The organism is Brevibacterium sp. SMBL_HHYL_HB1, assembly GCF_018208375.1.
In the GTDB taxonomy this organism is placed as follows: Bacteria; Actinomycetota; Actinomycetes; order Actinomycetales; family Brevibacteriaceae; genus Brevibacterium; species Brevibacterium intestinavium.
Genome location: NZ_CP062936.1, coordinates 1,561,973 through 1,580,702, shown reverse-complemented (window position 1 = coordinate 1,580,702; position 18,730 = coordinate 1,561,973). Strand labels below are relative to the sequence as shown.

The 18,730-nt window shown below is 68.0% G+C and carries 20 protein-coding genes, 1 tRNA gene and 1 pseudogene; 13 read left to right on the top strand and 9 right to left on the bottom strand.

Features of this window, described 5'->3' with window-relative positions; genetic code table 11:
- Positions 1-26 precede the first annotated feature (26 nt).
- The 10 genes and pseudogenes from IG171_RS07310 to gluQRS all read left to right on the top strand — a co-directional run bounded on the left by IG171_RS07310 (position 27) and on the right by gluQRS (position 8,367).
- The gene (locus IG171_RS07310; protein WP_283091851.1) at positions 27-1,355 is read left to right on the top strand and encodes a molybdopterin molybdotransferase MoeA; all 1,329 of its coding nucleotides are present in this window, start codon (positions 27-29) and stop codon (positions 1,353-1,355) included.
- On the top strand, positions 1,352-1,822 hold the full coding sequence (moaC, locus tag IG171_RS07305; protein ID WP_212131581.1) for a cyclic pyranopterin monophosphate synthase MoaC: 471 nt from the start codon (positions 1,352-1,354) through the stop codon (positions 1,820-1,822). Before IG171_RS07310 ends, moaC begins: the two co-directional genes overlap by 4 nt.
- Entirely contained in the window at positions 1,819-2,241 is a 423-nt protein-coding gene (locus IG171_RS07300) for a molybdenum cofactor biosynthesis protein MoaE (RefSeq protein WP_212131006.1), read from the top strand. The genes moaC and IG171_RS07300 overlap by 4 nt, the downstream gene beginning before the upstream one ends.
- On the top strand, positions 2,238-2,639 hold the full coding sequence (locus IG171_RS07295) for a TOBE domain-containing protein (RefSeq protein ID WP_212131004.1): 402 nt from the start codon (positions 2,238-2,240) through the stop codon (positions 2,637-2,639). Before IG171_RS07300 ends, IG171_RS07295 begins: the two co-directional genes overlap by 4 nt.
- 94 nt (positions 2,640-2,733) lie before the next feature.
- Positions 2,734-3,498, top strand: a complete 765-nt coding sequence (gene modA, locus IG171_RS07290) for a molybdate ABC transporter substrate-binding protein (protein WP_212131002.1) — start codon at positions 2,734-2,736, stop codon at positions 3,496-3,498.
- A gap of 1 nt (position 3,499) precedes the next feature.
- Positions 3,500-4,216: pseudogene (locus IG171_RS19020) on the top strand (ABC transporter permease); the annotation flags it as partial.
- Positions 4,099-5,238: an ATP-binding cassette domain-containing protein gene (locus IG171_RS19015; RefSeq protein ID WP_249204317.1), complete on the top strand. Its 1,140-nt coding sequence runs from the start codon at positions 4,099-4,101 to the stop codon at positions 5,236-5,238. The pseudogene IG171_RS19020 and the gene IG171_RS19015, both read left to right, overlap by 118 nt.
- Before the next feature lie 27 nt (positions 5,239-5,265).
- Positions 5,266-6,954: an AMP-binding protein gene (locus IG171_RS07280; protein ID WP_212130998.1), complete on the top strand. Its 1,689-nt coding sequence runs from the start codon at positions 5,266-5,268 to the stop codon at positions 6,952-6,954.
- A gap of 118 nt (positions 6,955-7,072) precedes the next feature.
- Entirely contained in the window at positions 7,073-7,432 is a 360-nt protein-coding gene (locus tag IG171_RS07275) for a GNAT family N-acetyltransferase (protein WP_349252147.1), read from the top strand.
- Positions 7,429-8,367 carry a tRNA glutamyl-Q(34) synthetase GluQRS gene (gluQRS, locus tag IG171_RS07270; protein WP_212130996.1) on the top strand — a complete coding sequence of 313 codons (939 nt, stop codon included), beginning with the start codon at positions 7,429-7,431 and terminating at the stop codon, positions 8,365-8,367. The genes IG171_RS07275 and gluQRS overlap by 4 nt, the downstream gene beginning before the upstream one ends.
- 54 nt (positions 8,368-8,421) lie before the next feature.
- Here the strand turns inward: gluQRS and IG171_RS07265 are convergent, their stop codons facing one another.
- Both IG171_RS07265 and IG171_RS07260 read right to left on the bottom strand, forming a co-directional pair.
- Positions 8,422-9,591 (bottom strand): glycosyltransferase, encoded by a 1,170-nt coding sequence (locus IG171_RS07265; RefSeq protein ID WP_249204315.1) that lies wholly within the window; start codon positions 9,589-9,591, stop codon positions 8,422-8,424.
- A gap of 42 nt (positions 9,592-9,633) precedes the next feature.
- Positions 9,634-10,539 carry a DMT family transporter gene (locus IG171_RS07260; RefSeq protein ID WP_212130994.1) on the bottom strand — a complete coding sequence of 302 codons (906 nt, stop codon included), beginning with the start codon at positions 10,537-10,539 and terminating at the stop codon, positions 9,634-9,636.
- Between the two features lie 225 nt (positions 10,540-10,764).
- Between IG171_RS07260 and IG171_RS07255 the strand changes: the two genes are divergently transcribed.
- Together IG171_RS07255 and IG171_RS07250 are read left to right on the top strand one after the other, a co-directional pair.
- Positions 10,765-10,837, top strand: a tRNA-Asn gene (locus tag IG171_RS07255).
- Positions 10,838-11,003: 166 nt separating this feature from the next.
- On the top strand, positions 11,004-11,228 hold the full coding sequence (locus IG171_RS07250; protein WP_349252146.1) for an LLM class flavin-dependent oxidoreductase: 225 nt from the start codon (positions 11,004-11,006) through the stop codon (positions 11,226-11,228).
- Between the two features lie 42 nt (positions 11,229-11,270).
- Here IG171_RS07250 and IG171_RS07245 read toward each other — a convergent pair whose 3' ends face one another.
- Positions 11,271-11,660 (bottom strand): heavy metal-responsive transcriptional regulator, encoded by a 390-nt coding sequence (locus IG171_RS07245; RefSeq protein ID WP_005464729.1) that lies wholly within the window; start codon positions 11,658-11,660, stop codon positions 11,271-11,273.
- A 107-nt stretch (positions 11,661-11,767) separates the two neighbouring features.
- Between IG171_RS07245 and merA the strand changes: the two genes are divergently transcribed.
- Complete coding sequence (merA, locus tag IG171_RS07240; RefSeq protein ID WP_212130990.1) at positions 11,768-13,192, top strand: mercury(II) reductase; 1,425 nt, start codon at positions 11,768-11,770, stop codon at positions 13,190-13,192.
- 369 nt (positions 13,193-13,561) lie between these two features.
- Here merA and IG171_RS07235 read toward each other — a convergent pair whose 3' ends face one another.
- Genes IG171_RS07235 through IG171_RS07210 form a run of 6 tightly spaced genes read right to left on the bottom strand, consistent with a single transcriptional unit; the run spans position 13,562 to position 18,628 of the window.
- Positions 13,562-14,101 carry a hypothetical protein gene (locus IG171_RS07235; protein ID WP_083852951.1) on the bottom strand — a complete coding sequence of 180 codons (540 nt, stop codon included), beginning with the start codon at positions 14,099-14,101 and terminating at the stop codon, positions 13,562-13,564.
- On the bottom strand, positions 14,052-15,338 hold the full coding sequence (locus IG171_RS07230) for a relaxase/mobilization nuclease domain-containing protein (protein ID WP_083852950.1): 1,287 nt from the start codon (positions 15,336-15,338) through the stop codon (positions 14,052-14,054). The genes IG171_RS07235 and IG171_RS07230 overlap by 50 nt, the downstream gene beginning before the upstream one ends.
- Positions 15,335-15,925 (bottom strand): hypothetical protein, encoded by a 591-nt coding sequence (locus tag IG171_RS07225; RefSeq protein WP_212130988.1) that lies wholly within the window; start codon positions 15,923-15,925, stop codon positions 15,335-15,337. Before IG171_RS07225 ends, IG171_RS07230 begins: the two co-directional genes overlap by 4 nt.
- Positions 15,922-18,174 (bottom strand): RNA helicase, encoded by a 2,253-nt coding sequence (locus IG171_RS07220; RefSeq protein WP_212130986.1) that lies wholly within the window; start codon positions 18,172-18,174, stop codon positions 15,922-15,924. Before IG171_RS07220 ends, IG171_RS07225 begins: the two co-directional genes overlap by 4 nt.
- A complete protein-coding gene (locus tag IG171_RS07215; protein ID WP_005464721.1) occupies positions 18,174-18,422 on the bottom strand; it encodes a helix-turn-helix domain-containing protein in 249 nt (82 codons plus the stop codon). Before IG171_RS07215 ends, IG171_RS07220 begins: the two co-directional genes overlap by 1 nt.
- Positions 18,422-18,628, bottom strand: coding sequence for a hypothetical protein (locus tag IG171_RS07210; RefSeq protein WP_005464719.1), 207 nt, complete (start codon positions 18,626-18,628; stop codon positions 18,422-18,424). Before IG171_RS07210 ends, IG171_RS07215 begins: the two co-directional genes overlap by 1 nt.
- Between the last annotated feature and the right edge of the window lie 102 nt (positions 18,629-18,730).

The following is an 18,730-nucleotide window of genomic DNA, read 5'->3' as shown; positions in this document are numbered from 1 at the left end:
GAAAAGCGTGTGGTTATCATCGTCCCATGACTACAGCGAAGATGCATCGGTTGCGGGTATTCGAGACGATCGCTCCACACACTGAAACGCAGACCCTGCCGCTGAGCGCACTGCTCGACGCTCCGCGCAGACTCGCCGCCGATGTGGACTCGCCGATCGATGTTCCCGGCTTCGACAACTCGAGCATGGACGGATACGCCCTGGCCGCGGCGACCCTGGACGAACTCGCCGCCGGATCGGGCACCGGCACCCACCAGGGCGCCGGTGCCCACCAGGATACCCACACCCAGCGGGAGCCGGGCGTCGGCGGGGACCCGCAGACACGCCCGAACACGCCCGAGCGCTTCGGGCCCATACCGGTGCGCGGCCGCGTCGCCGCGGGGGCCCGGGGCAGACCGGTCGATGAGGGCACAGCCGTCGAGATCATGACCGGAGCCCCGCTGCCTGCCGGCACCGACACGGTGATCAGGATCGAAGACACCTCACCGGGGGCCTTCGGCGCCGAGTCCGTCTCCGTCGAGCTTCCGGACGGCACGAAGTCCCGAGCCGGAGCCTTCGTGCGTGCCCGCGGCAGCGATGTGCGGGCGGGGCAGAGAGTCCTCAGCGCGGGCACGATGCTCACCCCTGCCCACCTCGGCGTGGCAGCGGCCTGCGGGGTGACCGAGCTCAGTGTGCGCACCCTGCCGCGGGTGCTCGTCGTGAGCACCGGGGATGAGATCGTCGCCGAGGCTGCCGCGGGGATCAACGATGCGAATTCGGTGACGCTGTCGGCGGGCCTGGCTCGCCTCGGCGTCGAGACCGAGGTCGCCTTCGTCCCCGACGACCCGCAGCAGCTGCTCGACCGAGTCCGCGACAGTGAGGCCGATGTCGTCATCTCCACCGGCGGCATCTCCAAGGGCGCGCACGAAGTCGTCAGACTCGCGGCCGAACTCGATGCGGACTCGTCCATGGTCTTCGAACCCATCGCCATGCAGCCCGGGGGACCGCAGGGCTGCGGACGGTTGGCCGACCACGCCTGGGTGGCGCTGCCGGGCAACCCGGTGAGCACCCTGATCAGCTTCGAGATGTTCGTCCGTCCGGCTCTGCTCGGCCTGGGCGGACAGGAACCGCCCCGCGAGGTCGAATACCATCGGCTGGCGCACGGATTCGATGAGGCCCCGCCGGAGGGGAAGCTGCAGATCCGACGGGGACGCATCGGCCCGGACGGACTCGAGTTCGTCGGCGGGTCCCGCTCCCACCTGCTCCACAGCTACGCCGAGGCAACCCACCTCGTGTTCGTCTCCGCCGAGGAACCGGGTCCTGACGACCCGTTCGCCGCCGATGGGGATAGGCTGAAGACGTGGAAGATCAGATGAAACTCTCGCACCTCGACGAGACCGGAACCGCCCAGATGGTCGACGTCGGCGACAAGGACGTGACTCGGCGCCGGGCGGTGGCGACCGGGCTCATCACCACCCGTGCCGAGGTCATCGAGATGATCGCCGAGGCGGGTCTGCCCAAGGGCGATGCCCTGCCCGTGGCCCGCATCGCCGCGGTGATGGGGGCCAAGCGCACGAGCGACCTCATCCCGCTGTGCCACCCGCTCCCGCTGACCGGCATCGACGTCGACTTCGAACTCGGTGCGGACTCGGTGCGCATCACCGGCGCGGTCAGGACCGTATCGAAGACCGGTGTGGAGATGGAGGCCCTGACGGCGGTGACCACGGCGGCGCTGACGATCTTCGACATGATCAAGGCCGTGGACAACCAAGCCGTGATCAGCGATATCAAGGTCATCGAGAAGTCCGGCGGCCGCAGCGGGGATTGGACACGGCAGACATGAGCGTCATCACCACCGGAGTCGTTGAGACACCGATCTCGACCGCCGCCCTCGAACCCGATGTCCTCACGGACACATGCGGAGCCGTGGTCAGCTTCTCCGGAGTCATCCGCGATCATGACGGAGGACGCGGAGTGACGCGGCTGCTCTATGAGTCCCACCCGCTGGCCGCCGAGCAGATCGCCGAGGTCGCCGCCGATATCGCCTCCCGCCATCCCGAGGTGCGGCTGTCGGTCGTCCACCGCGTCGGGGAGCTGGCGATCGGAGACGTGGCGCTGGCCGCCGTCGTCGCCTCGGCCCACCGGCGGGACTCCTTCCTCGCCTGTGCCGAGCTCATCGACGAGGTCAAGGCCTCCGTGGCGATCTGGAAGCATCAGCACTTCACCGACGGCACCGACGAATGGGTGGGGGCGCTGGAATGACGCGCCTGCGCATCAGCGACGCCGCCCGCTTCCTCGGCGTCAGCGACGACACGGTCCGCCGCTGGGTCAGCGACGGACGGCTGACTCAGCACAAGGACTCATCGAACCGGGCCGTCGTCGAAGGCCGGGAGCTGGCGGCACTGGCCCAATCGTCCGCGGGATCCCTGCCGGACCCCAGCGGGGTCGTGAGTTCGGCGCGCAACCGCTTCGCCGGTCTCGTCACCGATGTCGTCGTCGACGGAGTCATGGCGCAGGTGAGCATGCAGTGCGGGCCGCTGCGAGTGGTGTCGCTGATGTCGGCCGAGGCCTGCCGCCAACTCGAACTCTCACCCGGAACGCTGGCGACGGCCTCGGTGAAGGCGACCATGGTCTCGATCGACACCGTGCCCGACGACTGATCCGGATCGCATGTGATCGCGCAACAACGCACATGATTGCGCAAATGTGGATCAGAAGTCGACATAGATCCGCATCTGAGGGTTTAATGGTGTTATGAAGACAGCACTGACCGGACTGTGCATCGTTGCCGCCCTCACCCTGAGCGCCTGCTCATCGGGAGGGGACGCTCAGGCCGATTCCTCCGATTCGACCGAGATCACGGTCTTCGCCGCGGCCTCCCTGACCGAGGTGTTCGAAGACATCGCCGATGAGTTCGAAAGCGCCGAACCCGGTGCCCCGACCGTGAAGTTCTCCTTCGCCGGTTCCTCGGATCTGGTCTCCCAGATCTCCGAGGGCGCTCCCGCGGACGTCATCGCCACCGCCGACGAAGAGACCATGGACACCCTCGACGGAGACGATCTGCTCGCTCGACAGCCGTCGATGTTCGCCTCGAACACCCTGACTCTGGCGGTGGCGGAGGGCAATCCGGAATCGATCACGAGTTCGCGGGACTTCGCCGGCCACGACCTCGTCATCTGCGCACCTCAGGTTCCCTGCGGAACGGCCACCAACAGATGGGCCGGTCTCAACGATGTCGACCTCGACCCGGTCAGCGAGGAGAACTCGGTGACCGATGTCCTCGGCAAGGTCAGCGCCGGGCAGGCCGATGCGGGCATCGTCTACGTCACCGACATCGCCCGCGCGGGCGGTCAGGTAGAACAGGTCGACCTCGACGGCGCGGACAAGGTCATCAACAAATACCCGGCCGCGCCCGTTGCCGACAGTGAGAACCGGGAACAGGCCGAGGCCTTCGTCGAGTTCCTCGGTTCCGACACGGCTCAGAAGCTGCTGCGCGACGCCGGCTTCGCCGCCGCCTGATATGCCGGGCACACGGACGGGCCGAGAGCAGACGACGATCCCCGGGTGGCTGTGGGTCCCCGCGATCGCCGGAATCGTCTTCCTGCTCGTCCCGGTGCTCGGGATGCTCTCGCGCATCGACGTCGCCGACCTCGGCGAGGTGATCTTCGCCGAGGAATCGCGACTGGCGATGCAGCTGTCACTGGTGACCTCGGTGACCTCGGCCGTCATCAGCGTGCTCATCGGGTTCCCCTTGGGATACCTGCTGGCGACGCGGACGTTTCCCGGCCAGCGCATCGTGCGCACCCTCATCCTGCTGCCCCTCGTCCTCCCGCCCGTCGTCAGCGGTCTGGCCCTGCTCTACACCTGGGGGCGGTCGGCAGCGCTCGGTTCGGGCCTGGAGTCGATGGGCCTGAGCCTGGCCTACACCACCTCGGCGGTCGTCATGGCCCAGGTGTTCGTCTCCCTGCCATTCATGGTCATGTCGGTCGAGACCGCGACGGCGTCATCGGGACAGCGCTTCGAACTCACCGCCGCAGAGCTCGGAGCCCGACCCAACCGCGTGTTCTTCACCATCACCCTGCCCCTGCTGCGGCAGGGCATCATGACCGGAGCCGTCCTGTGCTTCGCCCGTTCCCTGGGCGAGTTCGGAGCGACGCTGACCTTCGCCGGCTCCCTGTCGGGCGTGACCCGCACGATGCCGCTGCAGATCTACCTCGTGCGGGAGTCCGATCCCCAAGCCGCCATTGGGCTGTCCCTCCTGCTCATCGTCATCGCCGTGGCCATCATCGTCACCGCCTACCGATCGCCCCATGCTCCCCGCCTGCGCCCGCCCCGTGCCCCCGCCGACCGTTGCTACCACGGTCCCACCCCGCCGAGGCGGCCCCGGTCGGGCACCCGGGCGCGGCCGGGCTGCCCGTCGCCGCCGGCGGCGGTGTCCCGGCCACGGACGCGGCCGGACCGCCCGTCGCGGATGGGGCCGGGCAGGCCGGAGATTCGTCGGCGCCGACCCCGAGCCTGGCCGCGGCGGCCCAGATCGTCGAGCGCGGCGTCGCCATCGACTTCACGACCCCCGCCGAGGGGACGACGGCGATCATCGGACGCAACGGGGCCGGCAAGTCGAGCCTGTTCCAGGTGCTCACCGGGGCGCTGCGGGCCGATGCCGGGGCGCTGCGGATCGGGACGGACACGATCTTCGATCTCGACGCCGGGCACTGGCCGCCCGTCCACGCTCGCGGCATCGTCCATCTCGCGCAGAACCCGCTGCTGTTCCCGCATCTGAGCGTCATCGACAATGTGTGCTTCGGTCTGCGCGCCCGCGGGACACCCGCCGCTCAGGCACGGCGACAGGCGCAGGTCATGCTCGACCGACTCGGCGTCGGCCACTGTGCGAACCGTCGCCCCGAAGCCGTCTCCGGCGGTCAGGCGGCCCGGATCGCTTTGGCCAGAGCCCTCGTCGTCGACCCGAAGCTGCTCCTGCTCGACGAGCCCCTGGCCGCGCTCGACGTCGATGTGCGCATCGAGACCCGACAGGTGCTGGCCGAACTGCTCGCCGGACGCACCGCCATGCTCATCACCCATGACGTCGACGATGTCGCCGCACTGGCGCAGACCCTCGTTCTCGTCGAGGACGGGGCGGTCGTCCACTCGGCCCGGGTGGGAGCCGTCGATCCCGATCATGCGGGCACGGGCCGGGAGTTCCTGCGCAGTTTTTGCATGTCCGATGGAGACGGAATAGTGTGCAATCAGTCACACTCATAGTCCGAATGCGCAAGGGAGCACACTGTCGTGGCCGAACTTTCCTACTCCTCCGGAACATCGACCGAACCGCTGCTGGGCATCACGATCGCCGAGCACTTCAAGCGCACCGCCGCGGCCAACCCCGAGGCGACAGCCCTGGTCGACCGGTACTCCGCCCGTCGCTGGACCTATGCCGAGTTCGACCGGGACACCGACGCCGTGGCCATCGGTCTCCTCGAGCGCGGGGTGAAGAAGGGCGACCGGGTGGGAATCTGGGCGCAGAACGTCGCGGAGTGGGCGCTCGTGCAGTATGCGACGGCCAAGATGGGAGCCATTCTCGTCAACGTCAATCCGGCCTACCGCAGCCACGAACTCGAATATGTGGTCGGCCAGTCGGGCATGACGCTGCTCATCTCGCAGATCGTCGCGCCCCCTCACTCGGACTTCCACGCGATCGCCACCGAGGTAGCCGCGAAGGTTCCCGCCCTCGACCTCGTCTTCCTCGACACCGTGCCCGCGGACCTGACCGGAGAGGCCAAGATCGGAGAACGTGAGTCCTTCGCCCACCTCATCGGACAGGGCCGGCAGCTGCTCGACGACGAGTCGGCGAAGTACGGAGTGCGTCTGCAGCAGGTCATCGACGACCTCTCGGCCGACGAACCGATCAACATCCAGTACACCTCGGGCACCACGGGATTTCCCAAAGGGGTCACGCTCAGCCACCACAACATCCTCAACAACGGGTTCTTCATCGGCGAGATGCTCGCCTACACCCCCGCTGACACGGTCGTCGTTCCCGTTCCCTACTACCACTGCTTCGGCATGGTCATCGGCAACCTCGCCGCCCTCAGCCACGGAGCGGCCATCGTGCTGCCCTCACCCGGCTTCGACCCGGTGGCGACGATGTCGGCGGTGACCGAGGAGCGGGCCACCTCCCTGTACGGGGTGCCGACGATGTTCATCGCCGAACTCGAACACCCCCGGTTCTCCGATTTCGACTTCTCGACACTGCGCACCGGAGTCATGGCCGGATCACCGTGCCCGGTCAACACCATGCGCCGCGTCATCGACGACATGAACATGTCCGAGGTCGCGATCTGCTACGGAATGACGGAGACCGCTCCGGTGTCGATGATGACGCGCGTCGACGACTCGCTCGAGGCCCGAACCCAGACCGTCGGCCGGGTGATGCCGCATCTGGAGATCAAGATCGTCGACCCGGTCACCGGCCAGACGGTGCCGCGCGGTCAGAAGGGAGAGTTCTGCACCCGCGGCTACGCAGTCATGCTCGGCTATTGGGAGCAGCCGGACAAGACCGCCGAGGCGATCGACGCGGCCCGGTGGATCCACACCGGTGACCTTGCGATCATGGACGATGACGGCTATGTCGACATCTCCGGGCGCATCAAGGACATGGTCATCCGCGGCGGCGAGAACGTCTACCCGCGCGAGGTCGAGGAGTTCCTCTACCACCACCCGGCCATCCGCGACGTCCAGGTCATCGGCGTGACCGATGAGAAGTACGGCGAAGAGCTCATGGCGTGGGTGATCCTCAAGGAGGGGTTCGACACGCTCAGCGCCGAGGAAGTGCGCGAATTCTGCTCCGGCAAGCTCGCCCACTTCAAGATCCCGCGCTATGTCGAGGTGCGGGAGTCCTTCCCGATGACGGTCTCGGGCAAGATCCGCAAGGTCGAACTGCGGGAGGAAGGCGAGCGGATCGCTCACGCCGGAGCCTGAGGCCGTACTGCCTGCGGGCGCCCGCGAGCACCATGTATCGTTCACAGTGAGAGTCGGCGGGGTCTCGTGGGCATGAGGACCCGGGGGCCGCTGCCGGCTCTGTGAGACAGTGCCCTCGGTGTCGTCCGCCACCGATGCCCGTGACAAGGAGGCGCAGATGCCGCAGCCCGAACTCAGTTCCACCCCGGTCAAGGTCGTCAGGAACGTCGACCGTGACCGATTCGAGCTGTTCACCGACGAGACCCCTGCGGAGTTCATCGGGTTCCTCGCCTATCGTGAGGTCGATCCGCGCACCCTCGAACTCCAGCACACGATCATCTCCGAAGGCTTCTCCCGGCGCGGGTTCGCGCGGACTCTGGTGACCACGGTGCTCGACCGGATCAGGAACGACGACGGTCGGATCGTGCCGACGTGCACCTATGTTCAGGGCTATCTCGAGCGGTTCCCGCAGTACGGCGATCTCGTGGCCGATCAGTGACCGGGTCCGCGGCCGGGCCGGGAGCGGGCCGATTCGCGCCGAGCCCGAGTGGGGATCTGCACATCGGCAACATCCGATCCGGGCTCCTGACCTATGCTCGCGCGCGGCAGACGGGACGTCGCTTTCTGTGGCGCATCGAGGACCTCGACCGGGTGCGGCCGGGTTCGGCCGAATCCCAGCTGGCCGTCTTCGCCGAGCTCGGGGTCAGGCCCGATGAGGAGCCCCTGGTCCAATCCGAGCGGCTTGAGGTCTATGCCCGAGCCGTCGAGGTCTTGGATGAAGCCGGACTGGTCTATGAGTGCTATTGCTCCCGCAAGGACATCGCTCAGGCACCGAGCGCCCCTCACGCGCCTCCCGGCGCCTATCCGGGCACCTGTCGCAACCTCGGCGCGGGGGAGAGGGACGAGCAGCGGCGACGTCTGGCAGCGAACGGACGGCAGCCGGCGCTGCGCCTGCGCACGGACAATCGGGAGCACCACGTCGACGATGTGATCCTCGGCAGGGTGGGTGCCGTTGTCGATGACTTCGTACTCAGACGCGGTGACGGTGTCTTTGCCTATAACCTCACTGTCGTCGTCGACGATGGCGCCAGCGGCGTCGATGAGGTCGTCCGCGGTGACGATCTGGCCTCCTCGGCGCCGCGACAGGCCTATCTGGCGCGTCTGCTCGGTATCCGCGAACCCGAGTGGGTGCACGTCCCGCTGGTTCTCAACTCCGAACGCAAGCGTCTGGCCAAACGCGATGGTGCGGTGACCTATCAGCAGCTGTGCGCCCAGGGCTGGACCAGGGCCGATATCTTCGCATGGATGCAGCGCTCATTGGGACTGGCGGAGGCCGGCACCGAATGGACCGACATCGACGCCATGGTCGCCGGCGCCGACTTCGATCGCCTCGACCGAGCCCCCGCGATCTTCGTCCCACCGGAACCGGCCTGAACGAAGCCGGGTTCGCCCGAAAGCCTGTTCTCGGTCTGCGGGCCGGTGCGACGCTCAGGCGGCGGAGGAATCGATCGCGGCAGCGATGACGTCATCGTAGATCGACTCGAAGGTGTCCAAGGTGTGCTCGATGTCGTGCTTGGCCACAACATCGAGAGAGGCTGTCGACATGGCATCGAATTCGGCATCGGTGGCCGTGCAGATGCGGGTGAAGCGATCGGCGAGGGCGTCGATGTCCCGAGGCGGGAAGAGGAAGCCGTTGACCCCGTCACGGACGAGATGGGGCAGGGCCACGGCATCGGCGAGCACGACGGGTTTGCGCGAGGCCAGGGCCTCGAGCGTGGCGATCGACTGCAGTTCGGCTGTCGAGGGCATGCAGAAGAAGGTGCAGCGCTGATAGGCCTCCATGAGCTCTGTGTCGCTGATCTTTCCGAGCACATGGATGCGGTCGGCGATGCCCAGTTCGGCGCTGAGCTCCCGCAGCGGCTCCTCCTGATCGCCGCCGCCGACGATATCGGCTTCGAGGCCGAGGGCCGGATCGGTCTTCGCCACCGCCTGCACGATGTCCGCCGCCCGCTTCTCCGAGGACAGGCGGCCGACGAAGAGCACTCTCGGCGGCACGGTGCGGGCGGGGGAGGAGTCGAGCTCACGCAGATGAGCGAACCGCTGCAGGTCGATTCCGCAGGACACCGCCCGGATGGGGGAGGTGAAGCCGTTCTCCGTGAGCAGATCCGCGGCCAGCTGAGTCGGAACCGTGATGAAGTCGGCCGACTGGAACTTTCGGCGCAGGTCCCACCAGGCGATCGCGGTGCCGCCGTCGAGGATCGGCTTGGGCGCCCTGACGTAGGGGCGCACGTTGTCGGGCATGAAGTGATTGGTGGCCACGACCGGGATGCCGCGGCGATTCGATTCGGAGAACGCGTATCTGCCGATGACGAAGTGCGCCTGGGTGTGCACGATATCGGGCTGAAGACTGTCGAGCAGCCGGGAGAGCTCGGGCTTCGTCTCCCATGGCATGCAGATCATCCAGGTCGGATGCAGCGGCCATCTGTGGGCGGTGAGACGGTGGACGGTGACGCCGTTCTCAACGCTGACCGAGGGCTTCCCGGTCGCGGAGGGGCAGGCGACGTGGACGTCATTGCCGCGTTCGGCGAGTCCGGCGGCCAGACGTTCGGCGAACTTGGCGGCACCATTGACTTCGGGGGAGTATGTCTCTGCCGGGATGAGGATGCGGCGGGCGTGAGTGGGACGGTGCGCGGACAGGATTCAGCACTCCTCGGTGTCGGTCATGGAACGGCGTGCGTCCCTGCGTTGGGCTTCTCGATCCTTGACATCGGGATGATATCGCGACAATACAACGACGCCGGCGCAGGCGACCAATCCGGTGATCGTGATGACGATGATCAGCCAGACGGGTGCGGCGGCGACCTCGCCGAGGACGATGGTGCCGAGGATGACGGCACCGATCGGATCGATGACGGTCAGGCCCGCGATGACCATCTCGGGTGGGCCCGCCGCATAGGAATTCTGGACGAACCAGGTTCCGAGTCCGACGGCGGCCAGGAGCACCGCGACATTGATCAGAGTGACCTGATCGAGTCCGGCCCGCAGGAACTGAACGCTGACGAGGTGGGCGTTCGTGGCGACGCAGGCGAAGAGGAGCCCGGCTGTGATGATGAGGATCAGCTGCGGTAAGTGCTGGAACGCGAGCATGATGATCATCCCGAGGCCGACCACGATGGCGGTGATCCAGAACAGCGGCAGGGCATCGGCGCCGAGGTGGACCTCGGTGCGTGCGGCCGTGGCCGAGAGCGCGACGAAGACCGTCACCCCTGCCGTGCACCAGAGGACGGCTTGGACGAGGCGCCGATTGACCCTGAGTCCGCGGTGACGGATGCCCAGGAGGACGGAGACGATGAGCGAGACGGCTCCGATCGGCTGTACGACCATCACCGGGGCGAGAGCGAGAGCCACGAGGTTGCCTGCGGTGCCCAGGCCCATGATGGCCAGGCCGAGCAGCCACCGGCGATTGCCGAGCAGCTCGGTGAAGTGCGCCCAGCTGAGACCGTTGTGGGAATCGTCCTGACCCGCGACCGCTTCGTGTTGGTACAGGGCGCCATAGGCCAGTGCCACAGCTGCCAGCGCAGCGAAGGCGATTGCCACTACGGTCACGGTGCTTCTTCCGGTGCGGAGACGTTGTGCGGATCGCTTCGAGTTTACCGTGGACCTGCGGGCCGAACACAGGTGTCGACCCCTGTTTGTTCTGACTGTACGGCAACCCGTTGTCGGTTGGTGGGGATACCCGCAGGGCTGTGAGCTAAAGCACCCCGGGGCGCTTTGTTCCGCTGCCGGGGAGTTTGCTAAGCTGGTCACCACGTCCGCAGGTGACTGCGACGTTCCTCCGTAGCTCAGTTGGCAGAGCATTCGACTGTTAATCGAAGGGTCGCTGGTTCGAGCCCAGCCGGGGGAGCAGACCAAGGCCCCGTCCTCTCAGGGACGGGGCCTTCGCTATCCTCTCAGGGCGACGGACCGGGGCTTCCGAGGCCCAAGTGCCGAACCGGATCGGGTTCCGGGAGTCCGGTGGGAATGATTGAACACTCAACCAGGTTGGTGTGTGCGTGAAGGCATTCGGATTCTTGAGTTTCGGTCATTACGCCGCCGGCGGCTCCTACGGCGCGAGGGAAGCGCTGCAGCAGGCAGTGGAGATCGGCGTCGGCGCCGATGAGATCGGCGTCAACGGGGCGTACTTCCGCGTCCACCACTTCGCCGAACAGGCGGCATCGCCGACTGCTCTGCTCTCGGCGATAGCGGCACGGACCTCCGGCATCGAGGTCGGGACCGGAGTCATCGACATGCGCTAGCGCATGTCGGGGTTGTGGCGTTGGCGCGAACGGCTCTGCCGTTTACAGGTATCGGCAGACCTGGTCCGCGCTGCACGAGTCGGGGTCGGGCTGCGCGGCGTCGTGCCTGAGCTCGGCGATGGTGTCTCGGAGCGCTGTGAGCTGGGCGATCTGCTGCTCGATCTCGGCGAGGCGCGCGTCGAGGAGGTCGCGCACGTGCTCGCAGGGAGCAGCGCCGCCGTCGCGGATTTCGAGGATCTGGCGGATCTGGGCGAGGGTGAGGCCCGCGGCCTGGCCGCGGTGGACGAAGTCGATCCGGGCGGCCGTCTCGGGCGCGTAGTCGCGGTATCCGGACGGCGTGCGCTCGGCCGGGGGCAGCAGGCCCTGCTCCTCGTAGAACCGCAGCGTCTTCGCCGTCGTTCCCGCCCGCTCGGCGAGTTCCCCGATGCGCATCGCAGGCCCCCTGTTCTTTCGGCAGAAGTCCTCTTGACCTTCCCCTGCACTGGAAGGTCCAGTATGGCTGAGATAGACCGGAAGTCCAAGTATTGACAGGAGCTGCGATGCCCACGAAGTACGACCTCGCCATCATCGGATCGGGCGGCGGTGCGTTCGCCGCCGCGATCCGCGCGACCACGCTCGGCAAGTCGGTGATGATGATCGAGCGCGGGACGCTCGGCGGCACCTGCGTGAACACCGGCTGCGTGCCGTCGAAGGCCCTGATCGCCGCGGCCGACGCATGGCACTCCGCGGCCGACGCCGCCGACCGGTTCCCGGGGATCGAGACGACGGCGGGGCCGGTGGACATGCCCGCCCTGATCGCCGGGAAGCAGGCGCTGGTCGAGTCGCTGCGGGGCGAGAAGTACGCCGACGTCGCCGACTCCTACGGGTGGGCCGTCCGCCGCGGGGACGCCGCGTTCGCCGGCACCCGCGACGCACCGGTCCTCCAGGTCGCCGAGGACGACGGCAGCACCGAGACGATCGAGGCCGCGCACTACCTGGTCGCGACTGGCTCTCGGCCGTGGGCCCCGCCGATCGACGGCCTGGACGAGACCGGGTACCTGACCTCGACCACGGCGATGGAGCTGACCGAACTCCCTGAGTCCCTGCTCGTGCTCGGCGGCGGCTACGTCGCCCTGGAGCAGGCGCAGCTGTTCGCCCGGCTCGGCTCCCAGGTCACCGTGCTGGCCCGGTCCCGGCTCGCGTCGAAGGAGGAGCCGGAGGTGTCCAGGACGCTGCAGGAGGTGTTCGCCGACGAGGGCATCCGGGTGGTCCGCCGCGCGCTGCCGACGCGGGTGTCCCGCGACGCCGCGACCGGGCAGGCCGTCGTCACCGCGGACGTCGCCGGCGGCCGGGAGGAGTTCCGCGCCGACCAGGTGCTCCTCGCCCTCGGACGACTACCGGCCACCGACGGGCTCGGCCTCGACGCGGTCGGGGTCAAGACCGGGGACCTCGGCGAGGTGGTCGTCTCCGACCGGATGCAGTCCTCCCACCCGCGGATCTGGGCCGCGGGCGACGTGACCGGCCACCCCGAATTCGTCTACGTCGCCGCCCAGCACGGCACCCTCGTCGCCGAGAACGCGTTCACCGACGCCGACCGGGCCGTGGACTACGCCCGGCTGCCGAGGGTCACGTTCACCGGCCCGGCGATCGGCGCGGTCGGGATGACCGAGAAGGACGTCGTCGCCGCCGGGATCCGCTGCGACTGCCGCGTCCTGCCCCTGCACCACGTGCCCCGCGCCCTGGTCAACCGCGACACCCGCGGCTTCGTCAAGATCGTCGTGGACGCCGACACGGGGAAGATCCTCGGCATCACCGCCGTCGCCAAGGACGCCGGCGAGCTCGCCGCCGCCGGGGTCCACGTGCTCGGCAAGACCGTCGCCGAGGTCGCCGACGCCTGGGCCCCCTACCTGACCATGGCCGAGGGCATCCGGATCGCCGCCAAGGCCTTCACCACCGATCCGTCGCTCCTGTCGTGCTGCGCGTGAACGCGCACGCAGACAATCGGGGGGAACGCTCAGCTGGGAGAGGAACAGACGATGAGCGGCGATAAGGGCCACGACTCGCATCGCGCGGGCGTGCTTGTCGGTGCTGGGACGGGCTTGCTCCTGTTGGCATGCTGCGCGCTTCCGCTGCTGATCTGCTGCGGCCTGCCTCTCCTCGCCGCGGGCGGAGCCCTTGCAGGTATCGGAGGTTTCCTCGGCAACCCTTGGCTCATCGGTGCCGGGATCGCAGTCGGGGTGGCCGTCACAGCGGCGATCGTCCTCCGGCGACTGCCGCGGCACCGACGTCGCTCGACCGGCGGCTGCGGCAATCGTTCGACTACTGACCGGGGTCAGTAGTTCGAGTGGCTCCAGTCATCGTCGCCAGCTCGGCCACGTCGGCATCCCGCGACCCTTCCAGGTCTCCACGAGACCAACAACCCAGCGGACGGACGCGAAGACCCCGTAGCCGGCCGCCGCGAGGCCCACGGCGATCACGAGCCAGCGCCCGATCCCGAGCCACACGCTACCGTCCACGTCCAGCGCCCACTGAGCGCCGGTGATGAGCCCGGCGATGCCCATCCAGAGCCCAGCGATGACGACCACCACCGGCAGGAGCGCGAGGCACATCGCGGCGGCGGCCGACCACAGCTGCCGGGCCTCCAGCTTCGCGGTGGCGGCGATGATCCGCTCGGCCCGTTCGTTCGACGCGTCGAGGTTCGCGGTCATCGTGGTCGAAGCCTCTCCGGTGACCTGCTCGACGGCCTTCTGGACCCGCTCCTCGGTGTGCTTCTCGATCCGCTGCACCGCCCAGCCGACCTGTCTGACGAGCTTCTGGTTCGCCGCGGCCTGCGCCTTGAGCCCCTCAATCGCCGATGCCGTAGCCACGTGGTTCCTCTGCGCCTCCGCGACCAAGCTCTGCGACGCGGCGTTTAAGCTCTCGCCGTTGAGACTCTGCGCGAACTCGCCGAGCGTGCTCGCGATCTCGTTCTGCCTGCTCTCGATACTCGCGATCCTCGCGGACACGTCGCTGGAGGGCGAGGAGGTTGACGCCGGGGCCGTGATCCGCTCCAGCCGCCTCGTCGTCTCCTCGTCCATGACCTTCACGAACCCCGCGAGCTTCTTCTGCTGCTCGGCCAGCCGGTCGAGCCTCGCGTTCTGCGCCTCGACGGCGGCGAGGATCGAGGTCAACGCCTCCATCGTCTCCGGACTGTCGAGCTGCTGCTGCGATCCGCTCTGCGCGTTCTGCTGCTTCAGCCTGTCGAGCGCTGCGCTCATGTTCCTGCTCCTCCTGCTGCTGGTGGTAGTCGAAGAACGCCCGCGCGCCCTCCGGGGTGAAATCTGTCGAGAGCGCACTCGTGCGCTTGCGTCGCTCGGCACGCCCGGACTCGCCGCGGCGGTCCTCGATGTAGAGCGTCCACGTCTCCTTGCCGACGTTCTTCCCTCGCTTGCTGATGGCGGTGTGGAGGCGCATCCGCGGCACCCGCTCCCCGTCATCGCCGAGCTGCTGGTTCTGCTCCTCGATCACCGCTTCGAGACCGGCCTTGTCCACCGCACGGGGATCAGCCAGGGCGGCGCTCATCCGGTCGCCCATCTCGCGGTCGAGCCCGCCCTCGGCGAAGTCCTCGCGGCGCAGCTCCCAGTCCTTCGGTGCGTGCTCCAGACGCTTCACGACCGAGAGACCGTGCTCGCGCATGAGTTCGTCGTTCGCTGACTGAACGCCCCGCTGGTTCCCGGCCTTGCGGTCGTGGAACGTGCGGTAGTCGCTGAGCGCTCTTCCCGTCCGATTGCTGTGGTTGATGACCAAGATGTGGTTGTGCGGCTTCTTCCCGCGTCCGTCCACATGACTGACCACGAGGCAGTCGGAATCTGGGTGCATCTTCTTCGCGAGTTGATAGCCCAGATCGTTCACCCGCTGCACGTCCTCCGGATTCTTCGGGTCGAACTCCTCGTCGCTGAACGACTGCCTGTAGTGCAGCGCCTCGACGTCGCGCTTCGTGTTCTGGGTGAGCGCGCGGGCGCGCGCCGAGAACGCGCCGGGGCCTCCCGGCACGTCGCACGTGATCGCGACGCCGCGCTCGTCCTCCTTGCCCCGGATGTAGCGCTCGGTGTCGGCGGCGCTGGCGCTCGGACTGTAATGTGTCGTGCTCATGAGGCCGCCCGATCACCGAGCAGGGCGCGGATCTCGCGGAGCAGCTCGATCAGCTCGGGCACCTCCGCCGACAGCGACACCGGCTCACCCGCGCGAGCACGGCGGTCCAGGTCGTTGACGTTGATCGCGAGCGGGCGCACCTGGGCGGCCAGCTCCCGAGCATCAGCAGACGCCTGCACGCGCTCCTCGACCCCGAGCAGGTGCGCGGCCACGGCGGCGTCCAGCTCCTCGCTCCGAGATGCATGGAGCGCATCGCGCACGACGGTCCGCACCCACGTGCTCGGAGCCAGCCCGAGCCGCTTCGCACGAGTGCGAACCGCCCCGAGCGTGGCGTCATCGAAGCGCGTATCGAGCCGCCCGCCGCTGCCACGACGACGCTCCGCGCCGCCGTGACTCTGGCGCACAGCCTCCGCATCAGCCCGACCGGTGTTCACCCGGGAGTCGGCCTGCTGCCCCGCCTGTACGCCAGAGTGGCAAGCAGTAGGCGCGTCGGACATTTCGCTGGCGCTCATGTCCTCCTTGCCTGCTTGCGAGGGGGCTGCGCCCCCTTCGATCCCCTGGAAGTGCCCATCGAGTTCGGTGCTCATGCCGCACCTCCCGCGACCAGCAGACCGCCGTTCGCGCGGAGCCGCGCGACCTTCGCATCGAGCACCTTCTGCTTCGCCTCAGCGCGGCGCTGACGCTCATCCTCGGAGAGCGCCAGGCACTCATCCCCATGCCGCGCGTAGACGCCCGCCTGCGGAGTGGAACACGTGCAGAGCTGCAACTCACGGTTGTGCTCCTCCAGCTCGGCGAGCCGCCTGCGCTGCTGCTCCTCGACGACCTCACGGTCACACTTCGCCGCCTCTTCGGCGGCGGCGATCTCCTCAGCGCTCGGCTGGATCGGCTGGCCGACTCCAGCGAATTCCGCGAACAGTTCGTCCCCGTTGATCGCCTCCAGTTCGGGGCGCGCTATCCGGTCGTGCTGCTCCACGATCGGCGCGACCGTGCGCGCCTCGATCTCTCCGCGCACGCGCTCGCGCTCCGCGGTGTCCTTGATCGCCTTGCACCTGCGCGCCAGCAACTCCAGGTCCTGGCGCATGTGCTCGTACCGCTCATAACGCTGGTACTCGCGGGTGCCGTTGAGCACACCGGAGTTCACGAAGATCGAGAACTCGCGCTCGGCGACCGGGATGATCACCGGGAAGCGGCGGAACCCCTGCCCGAGGTTCTCCGCCTGGTGCTTGACCCGCACGCCGCCCTGCATCGACTCGTACTCGCCAGCCAAGCCGCGGAGGAACTCCTCGTAGCCCTCGGGACCCGTAACGATGTTCACCCGGTTGAGCAACTGAGTCTTCGATCCCTTGATGTTCACGATCGGCTTCTCGTCCGGCTCGCGCCACGGGCCGAGAATGCGGAAGAGCATCCCGCGGCTCTTGGCCGTGCGGATCATGTCACCGACGCGCGTGTCCTCCCAGATCACGACCGGCTCGCCGTCGTAGCCCTCCCACGAGACGTTCTCGCCGCCCACCTTGAAGTACGGCTTGTCCGCATCCGGGGCCAGAGCGCGAGCCAGCGCCTTCGCGAGCAGGTCCTTGCCCGTGCCGCCCTCGCCGAACACGTAGAAGTTCATGACCGACTCCGGTGCGTCCTGATACGCGAGGAAGTCGCCGCGCAGCTTCTGGAAGTGCGCCAGGTTGCCCTTCGCGAAGTAGATCGCGGGCTCCTGATCGCGGACCTGCTTCAGCGTCAGCGAGCCCTTGCCCACGGCCTGGAAGAGCTTGCTGAGCTTCGCCCTGCCTCCGCCCTCAGCGGCGTTGCGGCGCATCGCCATGTGCGCGTCCAGCTCCCGCCCGAAATCGAAGTTCGCGACGATCCGGCCCCGGCCGTACTGGTACTTGCCAGGCATGCCCTCCTGCGTCTTGTCCACGAGGTAGTGCCGCTCCGGCTGGTGGATGCCCGGGATGGCGTTCTTCCCCCGCGACTCATGCGGCAGGTACTCAGCGAGATCGAAGAACGCCTTCTCTGCCGCGCCGCGGCCCTTGTGCTCGGTGCCTTCCTGCTCGGCAGTCTCTTTTGGCGGCTTCACGCGAGCCGAGGGGATCGAGAAGGCGTCGAAGACGGTGCGGATCGTAGGACGCGGACCATCAGCATCAGCGACCCACAACACCATGTGAGCGTGCAGGCCCTTGATCCCGCAGCACACCGTCTCGCCTGTACCCTCGTCCACCTCGACCAGGCGGTCATACGGGTGCCACACGTAGGCCCAGCGGTGGAGGCGATCGCCCAGCGCCGCGAGGCCCTCGTCGATCTGCTCCTGCGTGAGCATGACCTCGCCGGTCTCCGGGTGCTCGCGGTACTGCATCACCGAGAACACGCGTGACTGCATACGGGCGCGCTTCGCCTGCTCCGGGCTCTCCGCCGTCTTCGCGGCGGCGAAGAACGCCTTCGCCTCGGCGACCTGCGCAGGCGTGGACTCGACGACGAACGGTTCGACCTCGTCACCGCGATCGGCCCCCGGCACGTCCAGCTCGGCGAAGTCCACGCTTGCACCCGAGGTAGGCGCCGGTGCAGCCGTTTCCGAAACGGATGCGCGGCCACCCAAGGAGGGCCGCGCATGCAGAGCGGCGACAGTTCCCTGGTCAGAGCTGAGATCGGCGGGAATCTCGGACTCGCCGGAATCGGTCGGTGCAGCCGTATAGCCGTTTCCGGCAAAATCGTCCCCGACGGGGAGAGCCCGGTTCCCGTCGCTCGGAACGGCACCGGGCACCCCGCCTTCGGCGGGTGCCAGACCAGGCCCTCCGGGCGGGGTCAGGTCGACGGGATCGGTGCTGAGATTGCGGGCGTCGGGGTGCATCAGCGACCACCGCCCTTGCGGTAACGCTTGATCACGGCCTGGTGCGTGACGCCGAGGGCGTCGCCGATCCTGGCCCACGTCACGCCCTCGGCGCGGGCGTCGGCGACGGCGATCTCGACGGCCTCTTCCAGCACGGAGCGGAGCACGCCGAGGTCGTAGAGCCGTGCCTCCATGTTGGCGAGGGAGGGGTCGCCCTGACGCCAGCGGAAGCCGGTCAGGTGATCGAAGGCGGCGGAGTTCGCGCTCATCAGCGATCACCGCCCATCATGGCGGCGACGGTGGCGCGCTGGCGCGGGTTCAGCGGAGTATGAGTCAACCGCTCACCAGCCACGCGACCCGCAGCGCGGGCGGCGGCGATGACGGGCGCGAGGCCCTCATCGCGGGCAGGGAGCCCCTGCCCCTGCTCGAGGTCAGGCGGAAGGCTCGTGAAAGTGCGGGTGTCCGTCGAGGACATAGAAAACTCCCGAAGATCGTTCTTCGGGAGTTCCAAGAGCCCTCACTCTTGGCGACGTCTCGGTCGGAGCTTCGACGGTGGCCCGCCCGTCGGGGATTGCTT

What these genes read in the sequence shown, in the direction of transcription:
- IG171_RS07310 (WP_283091851.1), top strand. Translation starts at nt 27, where the DNA reads ATGACTACAGCGAAGATGCATCGGTTGCGGGTATTCGAGACGATCGCT.
- moaC (WP_212131581.1), top strand. Translation starts at nt 1,352, where the DNA reads ATGAAACTCTCGCACCTCGACGAGACCGGAACCGCCCAGATGGTCGAC.
- IG171_RS07300 (WP_212131006.1), top strand. Translation starts at nt 1,819, where the DNA reads ATGAGCGTCATCACCACCGGAGTCGTTGAGACACCGATCTCGACCGCC.
- IG171_RS07295 (WP_212131004.1), top strand. Translation starts at nt 2,238, where the DNA reads ATGACGCGCCTGCGCATCAGCGACGCCGCCCGCTTCCTCGGCGTCAGC.
- modA (WP_212131002.1), top strand. Translation starts at nt 2,734, where the DNA reads ATGAAGACAGCACTGACCGGACTGTGCATCGTTGCCGCCCTCACCCTG.
- IG171_RS07245 (WP_005464729.1), bottom strand. Translation starts at nt 11,660, where the DNA reads ATGCGCATCGGGGAACTCGCCGAGCGGGCGGGAACGACGGCGAAGACG.
- merA (WP_212130990.1), top strand. Translation starts at nt 11,768, where the DNA reads ATGCCCACGAAGTACGACCTCGCCATCATCGGATCGGGCGGCGGTGCG.
- IG171_RS07230 (WP_083852950.1), bottom strand. Translation starts at nt 15,338, where the DNA reads ATGAGCACGACACATTACAGTCCGAGCGCCAGCGCCGCCGACACCGAG.
- IG171_RS07225 (WP_212130988.1), bottom strand. Translation starts at nt 15,925, where the DNA reads ATGAGCACCGAACTCGATGGGCACTTCCAGGGGATCGAAGGGGGCGCA.
- IG171_RS07220 (WP_212130986.1), bottom strand. Translation starts at nt 18,174, where the DNA reads ATGCACCCCGACGCCCGCAATCTCAGCACCGATCCCGTCGACCTGACC.
- IG171_RS07215 (WP_005464721.1), bottom strand. Translation starts at nt 18,422, where the DNA reads ATGAGCGCGAACTCCGCCGCCTTCGATCACCTGACCGGCTTCCGCTGG.
- IG171_RS07210 (WP_005464719.1), bottom strand. Translation starts at nt 18,628, where the DNA reads ATGTCCTCGACGGACACCCGCACTTTCACGAGCCTTCCGCCTGACCTC.